General features: G+C 36.5%; 25 protein-coding genes. 21 read left to right on the top strand and 4 right to left on the bottom strand.

From position 1 onward, the window contains the following. Positions 1-331 precede the first annotated feature (331 nt). The 5 genes from K9B36_RS01040 to K9B36_RS01020 all read left to right on the top strand — a co-directional run bounded on the left by K9B36_RS01040 (position 332) and on the right by K9B36_RS01020 (position 3,343). Complete coding sequence (locus K9B36_RS01040) at positions 332-781, top strand: hypothetical protein (RefSeq protein ID WP_223700113.1); 450 nt, start codon at positions 332-334, stop codon at positions 779-781. Positions 782-935: 154 nt separating this feature from the next. After that, the gene (locus K9B36_RS01035) at positions 936-1,391 is read left to right on the top strand and encodes a hypothetical protein (protein ID WP_223700111.1); all 456 of its coding nucleotides are present in this window, start codon (positions 936-938) and stop codon (positions 1,389-1,391) included. A 677-nt stretch (positions 1,392-2,068) separates the two neighbouring features. Next, positions 2,069-2,473, top strand: a complete 405-nt coding sequence (locus K9B36_RS01030) for a hypothetical protein (RefSeq protein WP_223700110.1) — start codon at positions 2,069-2,071, stop codon at positions 2,471-2,473. Between the two features lie 33 nt (positions 2,474-2,506). Next, positions 2,507-2,737, top strand: a complete 231-nt coding sequence (locus tag K9B36_RS01025) for a phage holin (RefSeq protein WP_223700109.1) — start codon at positions 2,507-2,509, stop codon at positions 2,735-2,737. Positions 2,738-3,148: 411 nt separating this feature from the next. Next, positions 3,149-3,343: a YqaE/Pmp3 family membrane protein gene (locus K9B36_RS01020; RefSeq protein ID WP_223700108.1), complete on the top strand. Its 195-nt coding sequence runs from the start codon at positions 3,149-3,151 to the stop codon at positions 3,341-3,343. Between the two features lie 150 nt (positions 3,344-3,493). Here the strand turns inward: K9B36_RS01020 and lexA are convergent, their stop codons facing one another. Continuing rightward, complete coding sequence (gene lexA, locus K9B36_RS01015) at positions 3,494-4,111, bottom strand: transcriptional repressor LexA (protein ID WP_223700107.1); 618 nt, start codon at positions 4,109-4,111, stop codon at positions 3,494-3,496. 138 nt (positions 4,112-4,249) lie between these two features. On the opposite strand from lexA, the gene K9B36_RS01010 reads away from it, so the two are divergent. The 3 genes from K9B36_RS01010 to tkt all read left to right on the top strand — a co-directional run bounded on the left by K9B36_RS01010 (position 4,250) and on the right by tkt (position 7,292). Continuing rightward, entirely contained in the window at positions 4,250-4,924 is a 675-nt protein-coding gene (locus tag K9B36_RS01010) for a YneB family resolvase-like protein (protein ID WP_223700105.1), read from the top strand. A gap of 43 nt (positions 4,925-4,967) precedes the next feature. Next, positions 4,968-5,198, top strand: coding sequence for a DUF896 domain-containing protein (locus K9B36_RS01005; RefSeq protein WP_223700103.1), 231 nt, complete (start codon positions 4,968-4,970; stop codon positions 5,196-5,198). An 87-nt stretch (positions 5,199-5,285) separates the two neighbouring features. Continuing rightward, on the top strand, positions 5,286-7,292 hold the full coding sequence (gene tkt, locus K9B36_RS01000) for a transketolase (protein ID WP_223700102.1): 2,007 nt from the start codon (positions 5,286-5,288) through the stop codon (positions 7,290-7,292). Positions 7,293-7,383: 91 nt separating this feature from the next. Here the strand turns inward: tkt and K9B36_RS00995 are convergent, their stop codons facing one another. Beyond that, the gene (locus tag K9B36_RS00995) at positions 7,384-7,971 is read right to left on the bottom strand and encodes a YdcF family protein (protein WP_223700100.1); all 588 of its coding nucleotides are present in this window, start codon (positions 7,969-7,971) and stop codon (positions 7,384-7,386) included. Between the two features lie 342 nt (positions 7,972-8,313). Between K9B36_RS00995 and sirA the strand changes: the two genes are divergently transcribed. The 4 genes from sirA (at position 8,314) to K9B36_RS00975 (ending at position 12,730) form a co-directional block, all read left to right on the top strand. Then, a complete protein-coding gene (gene sirA / locus K9B36_RS00990; protein WP_223700098.1) occupies positions 8,314-8,745 on the top strand; it encodes a sporulation inhibitor of replication protein SirA in 432 nt (143 codons plus the stop codon). Between the two features lie 91 nt (positions 8,746-8,836). Beyond that, a complete protein-coding gene (locus K9B36_RS00985) occupies positions 8,837-9,058 on the top strand; it encodes a YneF family protein (RefSeq protein ID WP_223700095.1) in 222 nt (73 codons plus the stop codon). A 126-nt stretch (positions 9,059-9,184) separates the two neighbouring features. Then, positions 9,185-10,933 carry an ABC transporter transmembrane domain-containing protein gene (locus K9B36_RS00980; protein ID WP_223700093.1) on the top strand — a complete coding sequence of 583 codons (1,749 nt, stop codon included), beginning with the start codon at positions 9,185-9,187 and terminating at the stop codon, positions 10,931-10,933. A 3-nt stretch (positions 10,934-10,936) separates the two neighbouring features. Next, positions 10,937-12,730 carry an ABC transporter ATP-binding protein gene (locus tag K9B36_RS00975; RefSeq protein WP_223700092.1) on the top strand — a complete coding sequence of 598 codons (1,794 nt, stop codon included), beginning with the start codon at positions 10,937-10,939 and terminating at the stop codon, positions 12,728-12,730. A gap of 45 nt (positions 12,731-12,775) precedes the next feature. On the opposite strand, the gene K9B36_RS00970 is transcribed toward K9B36_RS00975, so the two are convergent. After that, positions 12,776-12,964: an aspartyl-phosphate phosphatase Spo0E family protein gene (locus tag K9B36_RS00970; RefSeq protein ID WP_223700089.1), complete on the bottom strand. Its 189-nt coding sequence runs from the start codon at positions 12,962-12,964 to the stop codon at positions 12,776-12,778. Positions 12,965-13,301: 337 nt separating this feature from the next. Between K9B36_RS00970 and K9B36_RS00965 the strand changes: the two genes are divergently transcribed. The 3 genes from K9B36_RS00965 to K9B36_RS00955 all read left to right on the top strand — a co-directional run bounded on the left by K9B36_RS00965 (position 13,302) and on the right by K9B36_RS00955 (position 15,105). Further along, complete coding sequence (locus K9B36_RS00965; protein ID WP_223700087.1) at positions 13,302-14,015, top strand: cytochrome c biogenesis CcdA family protein; 714 nt, start codon at positions 13,302-13,304, stop codon at positions 14,013-14,015. Between the two features lie 94 nt (positions 14,016-14,109). Beyond that, a complete protein-coding gene (locus K9B36_RS00960) occupies positions 14,110-14,469 on the top strand; it encodes a response regulator (protein ID WP_223700085.1) in 360 nt (119 codons plus the stop codon). Positions 14,470-14,610: 141 nt separating this feature from the next. Beyond that, entirely contained in the window at positions 14,611-15,105 is a 495-nt protein-coding gene (locus K9B36_RS00955; RefSeq protein WP_223700083.1) for a CcdC family protein, read from the top strand. Between the two features lie 30 nt (positions 15,106-15,135). Here K9B36_RS00955 and K9B36_RS00950 read toward each other — a convergent pair whose 3' ends face one another. Continuing rightward, positions 15,136-15,561: a DUF2621 family protein gene (locus K9B36_RS00950; protein ID WP_223700081.1), complete on the bottom strand. Its 426-nt coding sequence runs from the start codon at positions 15,559-15,561 to the stop codon at positions 15,136-15,138. 129 nt (positions 15,562-15,690) lie between these two features. On the opposite strand from K9B36_RS00950, the gene K9B36_RS00945 reads away from it, so the two are divergent. From K9B36_RS00945 to proB, 6 genes are all read left to right on the top strand, one after another. Then, positions 15,691-16,482, top strand: coding sequence for an ATP-binding protein (locus K9B36_RS00945; protein ID WP_223700079.1), 792 nt, complete (start codon positions 15,691-15,693; stop codon positions 16,480-16,482). A gap of 164 nt (positions 16,483-16,646) precedes the next feature. Then, positions 16,647-17,582: an AAA family ATPase gene (locus K9B36_RS00940; RefSeq protein ID WP_223700078.1), complete on the top strand. Its 936-nt coding sequence runs from the start codon at positions 16,647-16,649 to the stop codon at positions 17,580-17,582. A gap of 2 nt (positions 17,583-17,584) precedes the next feature. Continuing rightward, positions 17,585-18,754: a DUF58 domain-containing protein gene (locus K9B36_RS00935; RefSeq protein WP_223700077.1), complete on the top strand. Its 1,170-nt coding sequence runs from the start codon at positions 17,585-17,587 to the stop codon at positions 18,752-18,754. Then, positions 18,747-19,952: a DUF4129 domain-containing protein gene (locus tag K9B36_RS00930; RefSeq protein ID WP_223700076.1), complete on the top strand. Its 1,206-nt coding sequence runs from the start codon at positions 18,747-18,749 to the stop codon at positions 19,950-19,952. Before K9B36_RS00935 ends, K9B36_RS00930 begins: the two co-directional genes overlap by 8 nt. Before the next feature lie 437 nt (positions 19,953-20,389). Next, the gene (gene proC / locus K9B36_RS00925; protein WP_223700075.1) at positions 20,390-21,232 is read left to right on the top strand and encodes a pyrroline-5-carboxylate reductase; all 843 of its coding nucleotides are present in this window, start codon (positions 20,390-20,392) and stop codon (positions 21,230-21,232) included. 34 nt (positions 21,233-21,266) lie between these two features. Next, positions 21,267-22,385, top strand: coding sequence for a glutamate 5-kinase (proB, locus tag K9B36_RS00920; protein WP_223700074.1), 1,119 nt, complete (start codon positions 21,267-21,269; stop codon positions 22,383-22,385). Positions 22,386-22,415 lie beyond the last annotated feature (30 nt).

Genomic DNA, 22,415 nt, shown 5'->3' with positions numbered 1-22,415 from the left:
TTAATATATATTTTGGCAGTATGCTTATAAAATTTTTGAATAGTTACTAAAAAACAGTATAAACACTAATATTTATACACAATTTTGATGTTGCGCTTTTTCAATATAAGGGCCAGATTGTTGAGTAAGACTTCCAATAAGACTGGATGTTTATGTTAATATTAGTGTGAGATTGTCAAAAAAATGTACTATAGTTCTTAATGTAAATTAAATAGAAGAACACCTTTATCCCTTTATTAAATTAAAATTTAGAATAGTAGCATAAAATAGAATATTATAGTACTTAGATACTAAATTTTATGTAAACTATTTCTAAGGGAGGTTTTACGTATTGGGAAATAACTATCGTGGTCTAATACTATTTATGTCGTTGGTTATTATGGTGGTTGGGTGTGAAAACATTCAGGTCTCAAAAGCGTATGAAGGTAGCTATAATATTCATGAAGAAAAAGTGGGATATGGAAATATAGAGTTAGATATTGAGGAGTTAGATGGGGAAATAAGTTATTCATTTGAACCAAAAGCGGAGCAAGATTATGCATTTCAATATGACATTCACATAAATGAAGGGGAATTTAAGATTCTAGTTGTTGCTTCTAATGAGAAAATTCTTGACGAAGTTCCCTGGACCAGTGAGGAATATCAAAGATTGAAGAGTGAAAATAAAGACACCATTTTAAATGATGTAGGTGGTAGTTTATCCGTAGTAGGTGGGGATAAACCAATTTCTATTATAATACAAGGGAAGAAGGCAACAGGAAAGATAAGATTATCTTGGTAAATGCATTTACCCCAGCAGAGACAGTATTAAAATAGAGCAATGTAGATAATAATTTAATAAAAAGAAGATTCTGTTAATAAACACACTTAAACTAACGGGTGCAAAAGCTGAAAAATAATGGTTGTGGTTTAAATTAATCTATTGGAGCTGCTTTATGGAAAAAGCCGATAAAATTATTGATGTTTTAGAAAGTGAAGGATTTTTAATGAACGCTAATATAGAGTTAAAACGGATGAATAGTGGTACTACCAGTGGACTCTTATATACTCTTTTATTAGATAAAAAACCAGCGTATGTTATTAAAATAGATGATTCGAAAATAATAAGTTCAACTAAAGATTTCCTGCTAGCGTACAAAGAAATAAGTGTAATACCTGATGTGATTTATGCGGATGAAAAAGATAACTACATAGCTTATACATTTATCCCCGGAGAAACTCACAATAATCGTGGTTCTAAATTAGAGTGGATGACCATTTTAATTCGAGAATTATTTACTAAATACAACAAGATAAATAATGATACATCATGGGGTAGAGTTAATGGAATACATAGAAGTACTGGTCAGAGTTTAACAATATTAGTTTTCAGCTTGCTCATAAAAGCATAGGAAACCATCTACCTAATGAAGACCATAGAAGAGTCAAAGAGTTAGTAGATAAACTAAGAGATTATCATAATCAAGAAGAAAAATATTATCTTCATGGAGATACAGGGATTCACAATTTCGTCTATTATTCAAATAAACTAGTCGGAGTTATTGATCCTTCACCTTTAATCGGTCCTAGAATTTATGATTTTACGTATGCATTCTGTTCATCTCCAGATAGCCTTAATTTAGAAACGCTGTTGCCATTATTCGCAATATGGAAAGATAATACACCCTTCACAGAAAAACGCCTTATAAATGAGGTGATTTTTCAACTGTATACCCGTATTGGTGTATGCATTAAAGTACACCCTCAGGACTTAAGTAGCTATATAAAAGCTTGGAGTGAATGGAGAGAGTATCTTTATTAACAACTCAATACATTAATATAATGACCACTATTCCGCAATCGGGCGCTAAAATAGAATAATAGTAAAGAAAAAGACTGCAAAAATATCAAATTTTATACAACACTTTGATATTGCGGTCTTTTTAATTTGCAAAAATCATACTGCCATTTCGAACATAAATTAAATGCCAAATAATACTATGTCTTTTTTCTTGAAATCTAATTAAGGTCATATTTCCTCTAAATTCAAAATAAGATGGACTAACTATTCTTTTTAGGAGGAGTATTTATGTCCAATGGTATTAACCAAACAGTTTCAAGGGAAATGTTGGAAATGTACTATGAGTTAAACAAACAAAAAAAAGAGATAGAACTGCAGATGAAGAACCTTAAGGAAAAGTTTCATCAATATTTTGATCTACAATATGGACCAGATAGCAAAGCTGAAATAACAATGGACGGATATAAGCTTCAAAGGCAAATTAAGAAAACCGAAAGATTTATAGAGGAAGAGACTATAAAAAGATTAGAAGAGCTTCAAATGGTCGATTTGATTAAGGTTGTTAAGAAGCCTGATGAAGCAAAAATTGAGGCTGCTATTCAATTAAACTTGTTAAAGCGGACAGATCTCGAAGGTTGCAAAGTGATTAATATGACTCCAGCAATTTCGGTCAAACCTACCACACCGAGGTAGAATGGAGATAAATAACAGGGGGGGATGCTAGGTATGGAAGAAATTAAAATAAGACCTGTTTCTAAAGGTGCATGGTTCCGAGTTGTGTTTTTAGTGCTTGCTTTGATAAATCAAGTATTGGTAATGATGGATAGGTCACCTATTCCTGTAAGTTCCGATCAATTAGAATTGCTTTATACGTTAACATGGACGATTATTGCATCTCTGGTTGCATGGTGGAAGGATAATGATTGGACTAAAAAAGCAAGAAAAAGAATTAAATAGTATTCAGAGATTTTCTTACCTCTCTTGTGCAGAGGTTTTTTGAATTTTAAGACCCAGTCAACCCCTGTGGTTGAGGTTCTATGTCTTTGTGTCCTCCCTCAGCTAGAGAAGCAACAAAAATCATCACCTTTTCTAAAAAATGCTTATTTCAACTAAATAGTTGGTATAATGGGAATTAGATTATTTAAACTTCTCTTAAAGATTAAGCTCTGTTAAAGTTGCGTGTTGATAATAATGCTAATCCTGCAATGGAACAAAAGGCGGAGGTTCCTGCGCCGTCCCATGGAACACGTAGCCCTTTGCGGAAATCAATAACGGGAATACGTAGCCTAAGATTAAGATAATAAAGCAGTAGAAGTAGTGAATGACCATTTAGGTATAATTTTATAAGTTATGGAGGAGTTAAAAATTATGATGTATTTACTCGCAATTTTATTACCACCTGTGGCGGTATTGTTTACTGGGAGACCGATTCAGGCGGTGCTCAATCTAATTCTAACACTTATTTTTTGGATACCTGGTGCAGTTCATGCCATCCTTGTTGTTAATGAACATAAAGCGGACAAACGAATGAAAAAACAGGCAAAATTAATGGGTAGAAAATAAAGGGTTTGCAGCAGTTATAAGAGGATGGGGTTGTTGAAATCCTAGTTCTAGTGTGATTTTTAAACAATCGTAGAAAATTATAAAGAAAATAAAAAGGTATTGGACTACAGAATCCAATACCTTTTTATACTTTCTTCCATTTGCAATTCGTTAATGAATATTACGATAGACTCCAATGACTTTACCTAGAATAGTAACGTTACGAACAATAATAGGATCTAATGTTGAGTTTTCCGGTTGTAGGCGAATATAGTCCTTTTCTTTGAAGAAGCGTTTAACTGTAGCCTCATCATCTTCTGTCATGGCAACAACAATCTCTCCGTTATTAGCGGATTGCTGTTGGCGAACGATAACATAGTCTCCGTCTAGAATGCCTGCCTCAATCATACTGTCTCCCATAACTTCAAGCATAAAGACCTGTTCATCTGGAGATACGTAGCGCTCAGGTAGAGGGAAATAATCCTCTACATTCTCGATTGCAGTTATAGGTTGTCCGGCAGTTACTTTACCGATAATCGGCACATTAACAGCGGAAATCTTAGGGGTTAACTCGTCCTCCATGCTTCGTATTTCAATAGCTCTAGGCTTAGTAGGATCGCGTCTGATAAGTCCTTTGCTTTCCAAACGTGCCAAATGACCATGAACAGTGGAACTTGAAGCTAAACCGACGGCTTCTCCTATTTCTCGAACGGAGGGTGGATAGCCTTTGTCCTGAACTTCTTTTTTAATGAAATTTAGAATATCTTGCTGCCTTTTTGATAGTTTCATATTCCGCACCTCTATCATTAATAATTAAGAATATTATAGCATGTGAATAATAGAAATACAAACATAAGTTCGAATAATTGACAGGAATACTTGTTCGGAAGATAATATGCACTTAGAAAGTAGAGGGAGGTAATTTATATGAAAGGAATTATCTATTGCCGAGTGAGTACCAAAAAAGATACCCAAGAAACTTCATTGGCGAGACAAAAAGAAGAGTTGCTGGTTCTATCTTCCCAAAGTGGGATTGAAATTGTAGAAGTGATTGAAGAACAGGCAAGTGGCTTTGATTTAGAGCGTGAAGGTGTCTTTCAAATTATTGATATTATAGCTAAAGATAAGATAGATGTAGTACTTATCCAAGATGAAACAAGACTTGGAAGAGGGAATGCAAAAATCGCTTTTTTACATTGGTTAAGAAAACATGGGGTCAAAATTTTCACTATAACAGATCACGGGGAAGTTACATTATCTGATTCTGACTCGATGGTGTTGGATATTGTGGCCATTGTAGAGGAATATCAGCGAAAGCTTCATAATTTGAAAATTAAACGAGGAATGCAAAGAGCCGTTAAAAATGGGTACAACCCTTCAAAAAATCTTTCCAATCTTCACTTAAGTCCTGGGAGAGATAAACTTGAACTGCCTACAGACGAGATAGTCAGACTTCGTAAAAATAAACTTACCTTTCACGAGATCGCTGCTACGTTAAGGGGATTAGGTTATGAAGTGTCGAAAGCTACGGTTCATAGAAGGTATAAAGAATTTTTGAAAGAGAAAGATGGCGGTTTTCTTGAAAAAAAAGAGACCCTCTAGTAAGATATAGTCATATCTTTTCAAGAATGAAAGAAGGTTAATTATGTTATCAAAGGAAAAAATCGCAAGAATTAACGCTTTATCAAAAAAATCTAAGACCAGTGAACTTACAAAAGCAGAAGCAATTGAACAAAAAGAGTTGCGTGATGAGTACATTAGGACATTTCGTTCCTCTGTGGAGAATACCCTGCATTCCGTAACGGTGATGGATCCGGAAGGTAATGACGTAACTCCTGATAAGTTAAAAGAAACAAAAAATAATTTAAAGCATTAATCTTTTTTTTTATATCAATAGAACATACTATGGTAAGATGAAACATTACCACATTACAAAATAACGAAAAAAGAGAGGATGTAATCTATGTCACAGAATATAGATCAACTTTCCATAAGTACAATTCGTACTTTATCTATCGATGCAATTGAAAAAGCAAACTCAGGACACCCAGGCATGCCAATGGGTGCTGCACCAATGGGTTATTCCCTATGGACAAGATTTATGAATCACAACCCTAGAAACCCTACATGGTTTAATAGGGACCGTTTTGTACTTTCCGCGGGTCACGGTTCAATGCTTTTATATAGCCTCCTTCATTTAGGTGGGTATGACTTATCTATCGAAGATTTAAAAGAGTTCCGTCAATGGGGCAGTAAAACACCTGGTCATCCAGAATTTGGTCATACAGCAGGAGTTGATGCAACAACAGGTCCTCTTGGTCAAGGAATTGCAATGGGTGTGGGAATGGCGATGGCAGAACGCCACCTTGCTGCAACGTATAACAAAGAAGACATGGAATTGATCAATCATTTTACATATAGTATTTGTGGAGATGGAGATCTAATGGAAGGCATCTCCAATGAGTCTGCTTCCTTGGCATCTCATTTAAAATTGGGTCGCTTCATTGTATTATACGATTCGAATGATATTTCACTTGATGGAGATTTAGATCGTTCCTTCTCTGAAAGTGTGGAAATGCGCTTTAAAGGTTACGGTTGGCAATATATCAGAGTGGAAGACGGAAATGATTTAGAAGAAATAGCCTCTGCTGTGGAAGAAGCTCGCAGTGATCTTTCCCGTCCTACGCTGATCGAAGTGAAAACGACGATCGGTTTTGGTTCTCCGAATCTTTCTGGTAAATCAGATATCCATGGTGCTCCACTTGGCGCAGATGAGCTTAAATTAACAAAAGAAGCATACAAATGGACATTTGAAAAAGATTTTCATGTTCCTGATGAAGTATACGCCCATTTCCGTGAAACAGTAGTAGAAAAGGGGCAACAAGCTGAGTCTGATTGGAATAAGCTATTCGAAGACTATAAAGCAAAATACCCAGAATTAGGACAACAACTTGAAACAGCAATTAAAGGAGAGTTACCTGAAGGCTGGGATTCTGAGATTCCAGTTTATGAAGAAGGAAAAAGTTTAGCATCCCGTGCATCTTCAGGTGAAGTATTGAACGCAATTGCAAAAAGAGTTCCAAACTTCTTTGGCGGTTCTGCAGATTTAGCTGGTTCGAATAAAACTAATATTAAAAATGAAGCAGACTTTACTGCAGAAGATTATAGTGGACGTAACATCTGGTTTGGAGTGCGTGAGTTTGCAATGGGAGCCGCTTTAAACGGTATGGCACTTCATGGCGGATTAAAGGTATTCGGAGGAACATTCTTCGTATTCTCTGATTACTTACGCCCTGCAATACGGTTATCCGCTTTACAGCAACTGCCTGTAACGTATGTGTTTACACACGATAGCATTGCTGTTGGAGAAGATGGTCCTACCCATGAACCGGTTGAGCAATTACCATCGTTACGTGCGATGCCTAATTTGTCTGTGATTCGTCCAGCAGATGGTAATGAAACAGCTGCAGCATGGAAAATTGCTATGGAATCAGAAAAAACACCTACCGTCTTGGTGTTAACTCGTCAAAATCTGCCTACAATAAAAGCCACAAATGAAACAGCCCTTGAAGGTGTGAAAAAAGGCGCTTACGTAATTTCGAAGGCTGGAAAAGAAACAGCAGATGCATTGCTTCTTGCAACTGGTTCAGAAGTTGGATTGGCATTAGAAGCGCAACAAGCACTTCAACAAGATGGCATCGATGTTTCAGTTGTAAGTATGCCTTCATGGGATCGATTTGAACAGCAATCTCAAGAATATAAAGATTCTGTCCTTCCAAAAGATGTGAAAAAACGTCTTGGTATTGAAATGGCAACTCCACTTGGATGGGAGCGCTACACAGGAGATGAAGGGGACGTACTTGCAATCAACACGTTCGGTGCATCTGCACCAGGGGAGCGAATCATGAAAGAGTATGGATTCACTTCTGAAAATGTAGTAGCAAGAATCAAAGCGTTATTAGACAGATAAATTATAAAGGCTTACCATGAGCAATTTCATGAAAAGAGCCTAAATATAACGAAAAAACCGGACATTTAATTGTGTCCGGTTTTTTTATCCTTTATCGAAATGGATAGGTTATTAAGTGACCTACTAAAAAAAACAATTCCCTAAAGAAAAATGGTATTTTAGTTTTAGATGTCTTGTAAACCGAGCTAGGAGTTGGCGAGGAGTAAACCTCCATTCCTAAATCTTCTGCAATGATAGATGAACGTTTCATATGCAATGGATCGCTCACTAAGATAAAGGTAGTTAAATTATGCTCTTTTGCTACCTCGAAAGCATAGAAGAGGTTTTTTTCTGTTATATCAGATTTAGTTTCAATGAGAATATCTGAACTTGGTACGTTTTTACTAATTGCATAATTTTTAGCCACCTCTGACTCTGCATAGCTGTCTTCTGCACCTTTACCGCCAGTAAAAATCAATTTTGCTACATAACCGTTTTCATATAACCATATCGAGTGATCTACTCTCTCTTTAAGAACGGGAGAAAGTTGCTTGTCCCATACTGCTGCACCAAGGACAATGGCAGCATCTGACCGAACTAGCTCATTTTTGTCACTAAAAGTTAAAATGCTTATTCCGTTGAATATAATAAAAACCAATAGTGCAACTAAAAATAATAATGTGATTTTTCTTTTTGGCATTATGTCCAATCCTTTTTTATTAGGCTCATTTCTTAAAGCTTGTTGCTATATGCCCGTAAAAAATCTGCATTTGGAATTTTTACTGCCCTATAGTAACGAGAGGTATCAACTTACGTAAAAGCAACAAGCAATACGAAAACAGCCTTTTATTATTATCTTTTTCATTGGTAATGAAAAACCTAGCTAAACTATTATCTCTTATCAGAAATTTTTTTGCATGAAATAGTTAAGTATTCGACATAAATCAACAAAAGAAGTCAACACCTGCTACATCAACAGACAAACCTCTTCTAGTATTTTATTTATAATGATAGAAAAGAGGATGATAAAGGAGGGCTTCGAGTGCGCCAATACATGATCTATTTAATAGAGGAAGAAGTGGCAAGTCACTATTCTGGAAATGAAGTTAAACTGTTTCAGCTTTTTCAAGAATTTGAACAAAAAAATCATGTTCAAAGTATAGTGGAGCAGCAAGTTGATTACATCACAAATCACATTCCAATTTTCCCTCTCCAATCAGCCTTGGGTGCTTCCTTAAAGAAAATGGATGGTTACGAACGTAATGGTCATCAACATAAGATTGAAAAGATAAATTCAGTAGCCAAGCTTTCCTTATTCAAAAAACATATAAAATTATCATCTACCGGATCTTTTGAAGCAGAAGCAATTTTTTTCGAAGTTATTCGAAAGCAAGCACCATTTTATATGGCAATAGATACTAAATCAGGACGATTCGGCTGGCTTCAACCGATCAAACAAAGAAAATATGTTTAGCAGATAGAGAAAAATGACGGAAAATGTTGTATAATGATAATTGGTTTAGTACACTACATTGGTAGACATAGTTTAGAGGAGGAAATGTTAGATGCAACCTTGGATTTGGATTTTGCTTATTGTTGTAGCTTTGATAGTTGGAGTTGCACTAGGATTTTTCATCGCTCGTAAGTATATGATGACTTACTTAAAGAAAAATCCACCTATTAATGAGCAAATGTTACGCGTGATGATGATGCAAATGGGTATGAAGCCTTCACAAAAGAAAATCAACCAAATGATGAAAGCAATGAATAACCAACAAATGAAATAGACGATAGAGCACTCATGATGAGTGCTTTTTCTTTTTGAAAAATAAGAAAAAATAATCTTCCTAAATATTTGAATTTTTGCTAAACTATTTAAGTTGAATATAGAAAGAAATATCGGGGGAGCGACAATGAGTATATTTAAAGACTTGTGGTGGTTTTTTAAACAAGAGAAACGATCGTACCTACCGGGAGTTTTCCTTCTTTCATTAGTAGCACTACTGGAGTTAATCCCGCCTATGATAGTGGGTCGAACGGTAGACTATATTGCAGAAGGGAATTTAACGGAAGAATTAATCTGGCAATTAATGCTTGTACTATTGGGGACAGCAATCATTGTCTATATTCTTCGCTACATTTGGAGGATTTTAATCTTTGGTCCGTCAGTACGATTAGCAAGACTGTTGCGTAATAATCTGTTCGAAAATTTCACAAAAATGTCGCCAAGCTTTTATCAAAGACGTCGCGTTGGAGACCTAATGGCTCACTCAACAAATGATCTGCAAGCCATACAGCAAACAGCAGGGGTTGGAGTATTGACATTAGTCGACTCTCTAATGACAGGCGGATTTGTTCTTGTTGCAATGGCAGCGACCATCAGTTGGAAACTGACATTAATATGTTTAATCCCGTTACCTTTTATGGCGTTATCCACGAGTTATTACGGAACGCTGCTGCATAAAACTTTTCATAAAGCACAAGCCGCTTTTTCATCATTAAATGATAAAGTACAGGAAAGTGTAAATGGAATCAAGGTAATTAAGACATTTGGACAAGAAAAAGAAGAGATACATACATTTGAGAAACAAGCAGAAGATGTAGTGAAAAAGAATATTACTGTTGCAAGAATTGATTCTTTATTTGACCCCACAATCGGTCTAATAATTGGAATCTCCTTTTTTCTAGCATTAGTATTCGGCTCCTACTATGTTCTGCAAAATGAGCTTACAATTGGGCAGCTGATTGCCTTCACTACGTATCTAGGATTGTTAATATGGCCGATGCTTGCATTTGGATGGCTTTTTAATATTGTAGAACGTGGCAGGGCTTCCTATGACAGGGTATCCTCCCTCTTAAAAGAAGAAGTAGATATAAAAGATCTAGAGACTGCAAGAGAAGATATACCTACAGGTAACATCAGATATGATGTAAGTACTTTCAACTATCCTACAACGGAAGAGCCAACACTCAATGATATTCGTTTTGAAATTAAACAAGGGGAAACACTTGGCGTGGTAGGGAAAACAGGAAGCGGTAAAACAACACTACTTAAAATGCTTTTACGAGAATTTGATGGAGTAAATGGATCCATTTCAATCGGTTCTTATTCTATTCGTGACTATTCTCTGGAAGCTCTTAGGAAAGCAATTGGATATGTTCCACAGGATCATTTTTTATTCTCAGCTACTATAGAGGATAATATAGCTTTCGCTGTGCCAGACGCGTCTTTTGAAGAAGTTATTAATGCTGCGAGACTTGCGAACATTCATGAAGATATCATTCAATTTACTGAAGGTTACCAAACGATGGTCGGTGAACGAGGTGTGTCCTTATCAGGAGGGCAAAAACAGCGATTATCAATCGCTCGTGCACTATTGCTTGATCCTGAAATATTATTATTGGATGATTCTCTCTCAGCTGTTGATGCAAAAACAGAAGAAAGTATCTTACGTTCATTAAAAGAAAATCGTCAAGGAAAGACAACAATCATTACTTCTCACCGCTTAAGTGCCATACAGCACGCTCATACATTATTGGTCCTAGATAACGGGATAATCATTCAAAAAGGGACACATGCACAGTTAATGGAAGAAGACGGATGGTACCGTCAAATGTATCACCGTCAGCAATTAGAATCCCTAGTGGAGCATGGGGGCTAAATAATGAACAATCAATCTATCTCAGCTAAAGAACAAAGAAAAGTATTAAAAAGACTCTTATCCTATGCGAAGCCCCATACGAAGCAATTTGCCTTTGCTTTTTTGCTGCTGGTTATAGCAACTGTGGGGGAAATAGCAGGGCCGCTTATCATCGCTATCTTCATTGATGATTACTTGACACCTCAAGCTATGGAAAGAGGTCCTATTTTCTTCCTCGCGGCTCTCTATATTGGTGTGTTAGTGTTGAAAGTTACCGTGACCTATTTTCAATTACTGAAGTTTCAGGAAATATCATTAAAGATCATTCAAGAACTTCGGATTGATGTATTTTCAAAAGTGCAAACTCTTGGGTTAAAGTTTTTTGATCAAACACCAGGTGGTAGTATCGTTTCGAGAGTAACAAATGATACCGAGGCCATTAAAGAAATGTTTGTTAGTGTAATTTCAACCTTTGTCCAAAATGGTGTATTTTTAATAGGTATATTCCTGGCAATGTTTTATCTGAATGTACAATTAGCCTTATTTTGTCTGTTTATTATTCCTATAATATTAGGAATTATGGCAGCATATCGCTACTTCAGTTCAAGGTATTATTCGGATATGAGGGAAAGGTTAAGTCAGCTTAATGCAAAGCTTAACGAATCTTTGCAGGGCATGTCGATTATTCAAGTATTCAGGCAAGAGAGAAGACTGCGCAAGGAATTCTCTGAGATTAACGAAGCTCATTATCAAGCTGGAGTTAAGAATATTAAATTAGACGGCCTTCTGCTGCGTCCGGCTATCGATTTTGTTTATGTATTATCCTTAATATTGGTGCTAAGTTACTTTGGTGTATCCTCCATTACAAACGTTATAGAGATTGGTGTACTTTATGCTTTTGTCAATTACTTAGGACGCTTCTTTGAACCTGTTAATCAAATGATGATGAGGCTCTCGATGTATCAGCAGGCAATCGTTTCTGCATCCAGAGTTTTTGATTTACTTGATGAAAAAGAACTGGCTCCAATCTCAGAAAAAGAAGGGCTAGCTCCGGTTATTAAGGAAGGTGAGATTGAATTTAAAAATGTCACCTTCTCCTATGACGGCAAAAGGGATGTTCTAAAAAATATTTCCTTTAAAGCGAATCCTGGAGAAACAATAGCACTGGTTGGGCATACAGGCAGTGGGAAAAGCTCGATTATCAATTTACTTATGAGATTTTATGAGATTAAAAATGGCCAGATTTTATTAGATGGTGTAGAATTGAAGAATTTTGAAGATAAGGAACTTCGTAAAAAGATGGGGCTAGTTCTTCAGGACCCTTTTCTCTTTTATGGTACGATAAACTATAATATTCGAATGCATGACCCATCCATAACCGACCAAGAAATTCGAGATGCTGCCGAGTTTGTACAAGCGGATACCTTTATAAAGAAGCTTCCTGATCAGTATGAACAATTAGTTGTAGAAAGAGGGGCTACTTTTTCAAGTGGTCAAAGACAATTGGTCGCTTTTGCAAGAACTATTGCTGTGAAACCAAAAATTTTAGTGTTGGATGAAGCGACTGCCAACATTGATACGGAAACAGAAGAAGCGATTCAGGCAGCTTTGGAAAAAATGCGAAAAGGAAGAACAACGATTGCTATTGCCCATCGACTTTCCACCATTCAGGATGCGGACTGTATATTGGTTCTACATCAAGGTGAAATAGTAGAACAAGGAACGCACCAGGAGCTATTAAAGCAAGAGGGCTTGTATTACAAAATGTACCTTTTACAAAACGGGCAAGCGGATACAGTAGAAAATGCCGTTATTTGAACGTTACTTATAATAGAACAAAAAGAACCATCAGATTTGATGGTTCTAGATGTACATATCAGAATCAGCCTTATATTTTGGAACAATTAACTGGTTATACTTATTTAATAGGATGTCTAGTTCTTGGCTTACTTTTAAAGTTTTAGTCGAGGACATTCCATAGTTAGCAACAATATCAATTAATTCCGTCCGTTTTTTTTCTATAAGTTGTAAAATCTCCTGTTTAGTAGCCAAAGTTGTGTTTCCTTTCTTCTTCCAATTGGTATCATTATTATACAAGAATACTTTAGGGAATTCAAAGAATATTTTCAAGTTAATGGGACTTTAAATTTTGAATGGAAGATATTCATTGAGAAAGAAAGATTGTCATGGTTTTGACATAGAATAATGGTGGGAAGTGCTACGATAATCTGGTTAATCTGTTACTATAGAGAGGGCTCTGTTATAGAGGAGTGTCGGTAATAGCGCTTCTCAAGCTGATGATTGGAGAATAAGGTGTAAACCTCAGCTGAAATCAACAGCTTTTCTAACACAGCCATAAAGAGAACAATCGTGTAGGAGCAGTGATAATATGGAAGCAGATATTACTTTATTATTAGCCTTTGGTGCTGGATTCTTATCCTTTATCTCACCATGCACACTCCCTATTTACCCTGCTTTTTTATCGTACATAACAGGAGTATCTGTGGAGCAGCTTAAATCAGATAAAGGAATGTTGCAACGAAGAAGTATTATACATACAATATTCTTTTTATTAGGTTTTTCTAGTATCTTTATTACGCTTGGTTTTGGGACCACTTTTTTTATAGGGAACTTTTTTACAAATTACCAAGATTTGATTAGACAAGTTGGGGCCATTCTGATCATCATTTTCGGGTTTATGATTGTTGGGGTATTTCAACCCAAATTCCTTATGCAAGATAAAAAAATCTCTTTTAAAAATCGACCTTCAGGATACCTCGGAACGATTTTAATCGGGATGGCATTTGCTGCTGGATGGACACCGTGTACAGGTCCTATCTTAGCGTCCGTATTCACATTATCAGCGAATAACCCTTCCTCTGGTGTGCTATATATGACTGCCTATGTACTTGGGTTTGGCATTCCATTTTTTATATTATCTTTCTTTGTAGGAAAACTAGATTGGATTAAACGGAATCATTTGCTAATTATGAAAATTGGTGGGTATTCGATGATTGCGATGGGGATTCTCTTGTTTTTCGATTGGATGACAAAAATTATTGCTTGGTTATCTAGAATAACCGGCGGATTTCAAGGTTTCTAAAAGAATAGTTTTATTAGTTGCTTCCTTATCTTAAAAAGGGTAAAGTAAAAATTGGATATAACTTTTTTTATAGGACATAAGGAGGTTTTCTGCGGTGGCTAATGTTTTAGTGGTGGATGATGCAAAGTTTATGAGGCTAACAATAAGGAACATTCTAACAAAAGCCAACCACGCTGTTGTCGGGGAAGCGGAAAACGGGAAGGAAGCTGTCTCGCTTTATCGTGACTTTCAACCTGATCTAGTGACAATGGATATTACCATGCCAGAAATGAACGGAATTGAAGCGGTTCGTGAAATATTGGAACAGTTTCCAAAAGCAAAAATTATCATGTGTTCAGCAATGGGGCAGCAGCGATTAATTGTTGAGGCAATAGAAGCTGGCGCGAAGGATTTTATTGTAAAGCCTTTCGATGAAAGCAGGGTTTTAGAGGCGGTAAAAAGAGTATTAGGCTAATTTTTTAGGTAAACTACCATTCCAAGATTATTAGAATGGTAGTTTATTTATTATGGCTTTTATAATAACACCGATTAACTACTTTTATTATTTGTTTTTTTCGGTATAATAGTAAGAGGTAAAAAGTTGTAAAAATAAAGGATGATCTTTGTGCAAACTATTCTATCTACGATTTTCGCTGTATGTATGGCGCTACTAGTCATCTTTATTAGAATGAAAGCAGCAAAAAAACCCTCTTCGGTGAAAAAAATTATACTGCCTCCGATATTTATGAGTAGCGGAGCGCTAATGTTCTTATTTCCTGAGTTTCGTGTAAATTCACTGCAGATTGTTGAAGCACTCGCTGTTGGTGCAATCTTTTCAATTTTTCTTATCAAAACATCTAAGTTCGAAATAAGGGATGCAGATATTTATTTGAAACGTTCAAAAGCATTCGTTTTTATCCTTTTAGGTTTATTGGTCATTCGGATTGTAATGAAATTGGTTTTAAGTACAACAATTGATCTTGGAGAGTTGACCGGAATGTTCTGGCTGCTTGCTTTTGGGATGATTGTTCCTTGGAGAATAGCGATGTATTTGAAATATAAGAAGCTTGAAAGTGGTGGAACGCTATCAACAATAAAAACCCCGGTGTAAACCGAGGTTTTTATTTTCCTTTAATGAATCTCAGAAAAGGTGCTGATATGGGGTTTGATCAATGTCGAGATTTTCTAGCGTTTTAATAAGAAATTTGTGATCACGTTTAGGCGTTGCTAGTATATAGCCTCTAATGACATGCTCTTTTGTAATAATAGGCGCATTTTCCTTAAAGGCAAGCTCGCCAATTTTACCAGCAATTTTTTGTCTAGCGATATCTCTAAACAATTCCGGTACAGGAGAGACAAGTTCCTCTAGCAGTGACAACAAATCGTCTGGCCAACGTTCACGTGTTTCTTTAATATAATAATCCTGCCAGTCCAGTTCAGACATTCCATCTTCTTTTGGCAGACGCTTTAAAAATTTGCGAAACATGAAAAAACCGCCAATGGCAAGTAATCCAATCATTGTAACTACCCAAAATAAAATTAACCATAAAAACCATCCGGTTAACATGTTCTTCCCTCCGAACTCGTTAACATTTCTTGTATTATTATACCTGAAACTATTATAATTGCACTAGTAAAACATAAAGACAAATTAAAAATATATAAAAAAGCCATATTTATACTGGAGGTGGACATAATGAAAAAAATTGGCGCTGTGATAGGCAGTATGGGGAAAACAGAAGTTTTATCAAGTAGAGTATGCTCTAAATGTAATAGAGAAGTTAAACGCGTGCGGATGCAGATCATTGGTGGGGAAAACAAAGGGCAATGGCAGGAGTTTGAAAATGAATGTGATTGCCGATTAGCAATTGAAACGATGCAAGCAGAAAAAAGAAGAAAACATAAATACTTTGAGCAGTTTTGTATTGTTCCAAAAGAACTGGAAAATGCGACACTTGAAAACTTTAAGATGGATTATACTAGCCAAGGGGACGCCCTTGCCAACACAATAGACTATTTTGACCAGTTTACAGGAAAAGAAAATCTATATTTTTATGGCCGTACTGGTCGGGGCAAGACCCACCTGGCTGTAGGTTTATATAAATATTTTAAGCAAAATAATATTACAGCAATGTTCTTTGATGTGCCAAAGCTTATGGACACAATTGTTGCATCATGGGAAAATGATTCTGGATATTCCGAAAGCAAATTTATGAAAGCAATTTCTGAAGTAGATGTGTTGATTCTCGATGATCTGGGAGTTGAGCGTATCAGTGAATGGGTAGACCAGACGATCTATTCCATCTTAAATCAGAGACAAGGAAAGAGTATTGTCTTTACTTCCAATATTCATCCAGGTGATCTAACGAAACGTTATGGAGAGCGAATAGCTGATCGAATAAAAAATAAAATGAGCCAAAACCAATTAATCTCAATCGTAACTCCAGAAAGTTACCGCACGAAAGATCTAACTATGTTTAAGGACTAAAGAAAAGACAAAAAAACGCTCAGTTAAGTGTACCCGCTTAATGAGCGTTTTTTTGTCTTTTCAAATTATCGTTTTCTATTGGGGGAAATTTGTCTATATTTGAAAGTTAATCAATGGTAAAATAATTCTAAATAGAAAGATAATACAAGGGGTGTTCATAGTAAATGGAAACAATCCAACGACTAAAAAGTGAAATGGCTAGTGTTATCATAGGGAAGGATGACGTGGTGGAATTAATGTTTAATGCATTAATAAATAAGGGACATGTTCTGCTTGAAAGCGTACCGGGAACAGGAAAAACGATGCTTGCAAAGAGCTTTGCTAAAACGCTTGATGCACAGTTTAAACGTGTTCAATTTACACCAGATGTGCTGCCAAGTGACGTTACAGGAATTCAATTTTTTAATCCAAAGGACCAGAAGTTCGAGCTAAGACCAGGTCCAATTATGACAAATATTTTATTAGCAGATGAAATAAATCGTGCTACTCCTCGTACACAATCCAGTTTGCTAGAGGTAATGGAAGAAAGACAAGTGACAATAGATGGAGAGACGATGCAAATTCCAGGTCCATTCATGGTCATTGCAACGCAAAACCCAATCGAATCGCAGCAAGGGACATTCCCATTGCCTGAAGCTCAAATGGACCGATTCTTCATTCAAATTGATATGGGGTATCCAACATTCGTAGAAGAAAAACAGATGATGAACAGTTATCGAATCGAGGAACCTATACAAAAACTTACTGCCCTTTTTTCTAAAGAAGAAGTATTGTCTTTCCAAAAAAGCGTAAATAGCATAAAGGTCTCCTCGGTAGTGGAGGATTACATTTTGGATATTATACACACCACAAGAGATCATGAAGAAATAGAGGTGGGTGTCAGTCCACGTGGAACGTTGGCTTTAATGCGAGCAGCACAAGGAAACGCATTTATTAAAAGCAGAAAATTTGTTCTTCCTGAAGATGTTAAGAAAATGGCGCCATATGTCCTAAGTCATCGAATCGTCCTTACTATGGAAGGATCTTTAAAGAAAACCAATAAGCAGATTATCGATGAGGTGCTCTCCCGTGTCAGTGTGCCTGTGGAAGCGACCATATAGCAATGAAGTGGAACCAGCAAATTGACAACCTTAACCAACACAAATATTTAAGAGCGGGGGCTTTCGTTCTTCTTGTGGGTGGGTTCCTAAGTGGAAACACCATTTTCTTTTTTATCAGCAGTTTATTTATGTTCTATTTCCTTGCCAGTTATTTTTACTTAGAGTTTGTAGGAAGAAAACTGCAGTTTAGTATCGTTGAAGATCAGATTAAACTTTTTCCGAATGATGAAGGGAAATTCACTATTAAAATTGAGCAACAATCATGGTTGCCTATTTTCTTTGGGTCTGTCCTCTTAGCGGTAGATAAGAATATCAGCTTTCACATTGGAGAAGAAAGAAAACAATTAAACTTAATAAAAATTCCATTCACGATTTTCGGAAAAAGAGAATTACAAATAGAGGTTCCGTTTATAGCTAAAAAAAGAGGCGTTGCAAAGATCCATCGTGTTGATATTGAAATCGGTCACTTTATCGATTACGGAAAGGTGTATCTTCAAAAAGTCGATCTTACCAAATTGGAAGTGGTGGTCTATTCGGATCAAAGGAAAGTATCTGGGCTTAAAAGGATCATTCCTAAAAATCAAGGTAACTACCCTTCTAAGTCAGCAATAATTGAAGATTTGACCACGATAGTTGGAACAAGAGATTACCAAAATGGAGATCCTTTTAATAAAATTCATTGGAAAGCTAGTGCAAGAATGGCTGGGCTCCAGACCAAAATGTTCGAAAGAAGCTCTCAATTTTCTTGGCTGATTGTCTTAGATATTCGTGCATCCTATTTAGAAGAAAGAATAAAGGTTGTGACATTTCTTTTGCATCATGCTGCTTCCAACCATATCCCTTTTTCTTTAATCGTTAATAGTAAGAAAGTTGGAAAGCCTTCTTACTTTGAACTTCCAAACGGGGAAGGGAAAAGACATTTACAGTTGGCGTTAACTTTTCTTGCTAGATTACAAGTTAATAGTGTAGCCATTGGGATGCATTCATTTGAAAAGATCACGTATCAGCATGCCTTAAGTTCTCCATATGTCATTGTTTGTGCAGATCAAGAGAGTGTAGCTGGCTGGCATATGCCCACCACTTCTCATGTTTATGGACTGGCTGTTTCAGATCAAACATATTCTTTACATCAATGGCGTTCTTTCGTGAGTCAGGAGGTACAACATGGCTGATAATTGGAAACATGGTTTTGCAATTTTAATGGAACTTAATATAATTTATTTCTTTGTTCTGATACTCCATTTAGATCAAGGTATATTTCCATCCATAGCAGGCTTTTTATTGGCGTATGTGGTTGGAATAATCATTTACATGGGTTTAACTGCAAAATTACCACAAACTTATGTAGCCATTATTTTTGTGGCTCCCGTTCTTGCATTAATTCTTTTTGTTTTTCACTATCATCTTACAGTATCTTTGTTAGTAGGATTATTTTTATCCTATCGATGCTTTATTTACTTTGTGCAAGGTAAACCTGTCTCCACTTACAGTTTATTGCTGCATTCATTCTTTTGGATGCCTATCATCTATGTTAGTGCAGTAGCTATGGAGTACCCTTATAGCAATAACTTACTCTTTCTATTTGTAAGTCAGCTCTTCCTTGTAATATTTCTTTATAGTGGTGAATCTTTTTTCTCGTTAAAAGGAAATAGACCGTTACAGAAAATTGTATTTATTGCATCAGCAAGTGTTTTAGGAGCAGTATTAGCATTTGCAGGAGTTTTTGCAACTTTAGGTAAATGGTTGATAGGCTCGTCCTTTGAGTTCATTGGTAAAGTCTTAACTTTTATTACAAAACTAATTGCAATTCCGCTATTCTATCTTTTAGGCCTGCATGATTGGGAGGTAAAGCCAAGAGGGCAAGAAGAGGTAAGTTCTGTAGAACTTGAAGAGAATGAAGAAATTGTGCCAGAAGTCGTACCCCAAACAGGGAACATGTTTGACAATCCATTGGTGATCGCTTTTATTCTCCTTTTCATTGCTTTAGTTGTGTTTTTTATTTTAAGAAAGAAAAGGGTTAGAAGAGACGAGGAAGATGAAACCGCTCAGCCTATGCTTCACATGAGGATGACAAAAGAAGCGGACAACTTTAAGCTCTTTAGAAGAAAGCAAAAGCCGCCTGAGAATCAGGTGAGAAGGCTGATGTATAGTTTAGAAAAGCAGGCTCAGAAGAAAAAACATGGAAGATTTCCTCACGAAACACTCGAGGAATGGCTTAAGCGCGAAACGTTTCTAAAAGAAGAATTTATACAATTATATGCCAAAGTAAGATATGGAGATATTGAATTATCTCTTGAAGAAAGACAACAGTGTATACACTTGGCTGACGACCTTCGTAAGGTAATAAAAAAATTGAACAAAGCAGGATGAGAAGAACAGCGTGCATTCCTAATGGAGTGCACGCTTTCTTTTTTTGGAAGACTGTTTTCGATTGATTGTTGCTTTTACGTAAGCGGGTACCACCCGTTTCAATCGTTAATGTCGTGCTCTTTTCTTTTTAAATTAGGCTCTGTTAAAGTTGTGTGTTGATAAAAAAGTTAATCTTGCGATGATTGGAGCAAAATTAAATCAGAAGTAAGGGGACCGTAGGGAAATCTAATGCTTAAAATCAGCCATATTTCGTTGTTTAGAGGGTTTATTCATCATCAGAGGAACTTAAGAATGAATGTCATATGTTTGGTAGCGCTTACACTCACTATCTGGCTCTTATGCACGCTATTGAAGGAAACCCCCTTAAAGTCTTTTATTCTACATGTTACTATAAATCTGTTGAATAAAAACCGCACGGAAAAGACAGGAGAGATTAGATGCTGAGAGATAAAGTTATAGGTTTTATAGGTGCAGGCTCCATGGCTGAAGCGATGGTATCTGGAATTGTAGCAAGTAAAATTGTGCCGCCAGATAATGTTGTCGTCAGTAATAGATCCAATCAATTAAGATTAATTGAACTTGAAGATAAATACGGTGTTCGTGGTGTGACAAAGGATAATCTACAGCTTCACGAATTAGATATTATTGTAATTGCGATGAAACCGAAAGATATAGATAGTGCACTTTCCTCTTTGAAAAATCATTTAAAGCCAACCCAATTGTTACTTTCCGTACTAGCTGGTATTTCTACAAGTTATATGGAAGAAGGCTTACAAGGTGAACAGCCGGTTATTCGAGTAATGCCTAACACTTCTAGTATGATTGGAGAATCAGCTACTGCTATTTCTACGGGAAATCATGTAGGACCTGATCATATCATGGATGCAAAGGCTATCCTTGGGACGATAGGGAAAGTGTATACGATTGAAGAGGAACAAATGGATGTTTTTACTGGAGTAGCAGGGAGCGGCCCCGCATATTTCTATTATTTAATGGAACATATGGAAAAAACAGCGAACGAAGCCGGATTGGATGTTGATGTTACGCGAGATGTGGTTGCACAAACTATCCTAGGTGCAGCTAAAATGATGCTTACTAATAACGAAGAACCTGAAAGCTTGCGGAAGAAAGTAACATCTCCTAATGGTACCACAGCGGCGGGTCTTGAAGCCCTAAGAGAAAATGGTGGTGGTACTGCTATTTCTGCTGCCATAAAAGGTGCAGCACGTCGATCGAGAGAAATAAGTATGGAAAATGAAAAAGTATTGGTCTTATCTTGAATGTTACAACAAAGATTAAAACAGGAGTGATTGAATGAACCCCGCAGCAGATATAAAACGGGTGGTAATAAAGGTTGGAAGCAGTTCTTTAACAAGTTTACACGGTGAAATTAGCAGACGTAAGTTAGAAAGACTAGTGGATGAAGTAGCTCAATTAAAGGATTTAGGCTATGAAGTTCTCCTGGTTTCCTCAGGTGCAGTAGCAGCTGGGTATCGTAAGTTAGGTTGTATCAATAGGCCAACTTCTTTACCAGAAAAACAAGCAGCAGCTTCAATAGGGCAAGGGCTTTTGATGGAAGCATATTCTGAATTGTTATTATCAAACGGGTATGTAGCTTCTCAAATTCTCATAACTCGTGAAGATTTTTCAGATGAAAATCGCTACAATAACGCGCGTAACACTGCAAATGTTCTTCTAGAGCGTGGTATTGTACCGATCGTCAATGAAAATGACACTGTAACAGTTAATCGACTTAAATTTGGCGATAACGATACTCTTTCAGCCAAGGTAGCAGGCCTCGTTGATGCTGATATGCTACTAATTATGTCTGATATTGATGGATTATATGATGCAGATCCCCGAAAAAACCCTGATGCAACTTTACTGAAAAACGTGGAAGCAATAACCCCTGAGATCGAAGCGGCCGCTGGTGATTCTGGCAGTGCTGTCGGCACGGGTGGAATGAAGTCAAAAATTGATGCAGTGAAAATTGCGATGGCTTCAGGAATTCCAGCTTTCTTAGGAAAAGCAGGTGTACCTGGAATTCTTCTACAAGCGCTTGAAAAACAAGCAGTAGGCACTTATTTTGACTCAAAGGATACTTCTAACAATTTAAATCATAAAAAACAGTGGATTGCTTTTAACTCTGGTCCTGAAGGGGAAGTGTTTCTTGCTGAGAATGCCGATATTTCCATGCTTGGAAAGCAAAGGCTCTTACCTTCAAATATTAATAAGGTTATTGGAGATTTCCAAGAAGGCTCTGTGGTTAGAATTCTTGATTATAAAGGAAAGCGAATTGGGCTAGGGGTAGTAAATTATTCTTCGGACCAGCTGCGCGAATACGATCAAAGCGGCCCAGAATATAAAATGGAAGTAGTAAAACATGATGATTTAGTTTGTCATTTAGAAGCTTCCATACCAGTAGGAATATAATTATCTAGTAGAATAATAGGGAGGAATTTG

Origin of the sequence: Sutcliffiella deserti, from assembly GCF_020037475.1 — a bacterium.
In the GTDB taxonomy this organism is placed as follows: domain Bacteria; phylum Bacillota; class Bacilli; order Bacillales; family Bacillaceae_I; genus Sutcliffiella_A; species Sutcliffiella_A deserti.
Note: the sequence above shows the minus strand (reverse complement) of the source record. Positions and strands in the feature narration are given on the sequence as shown.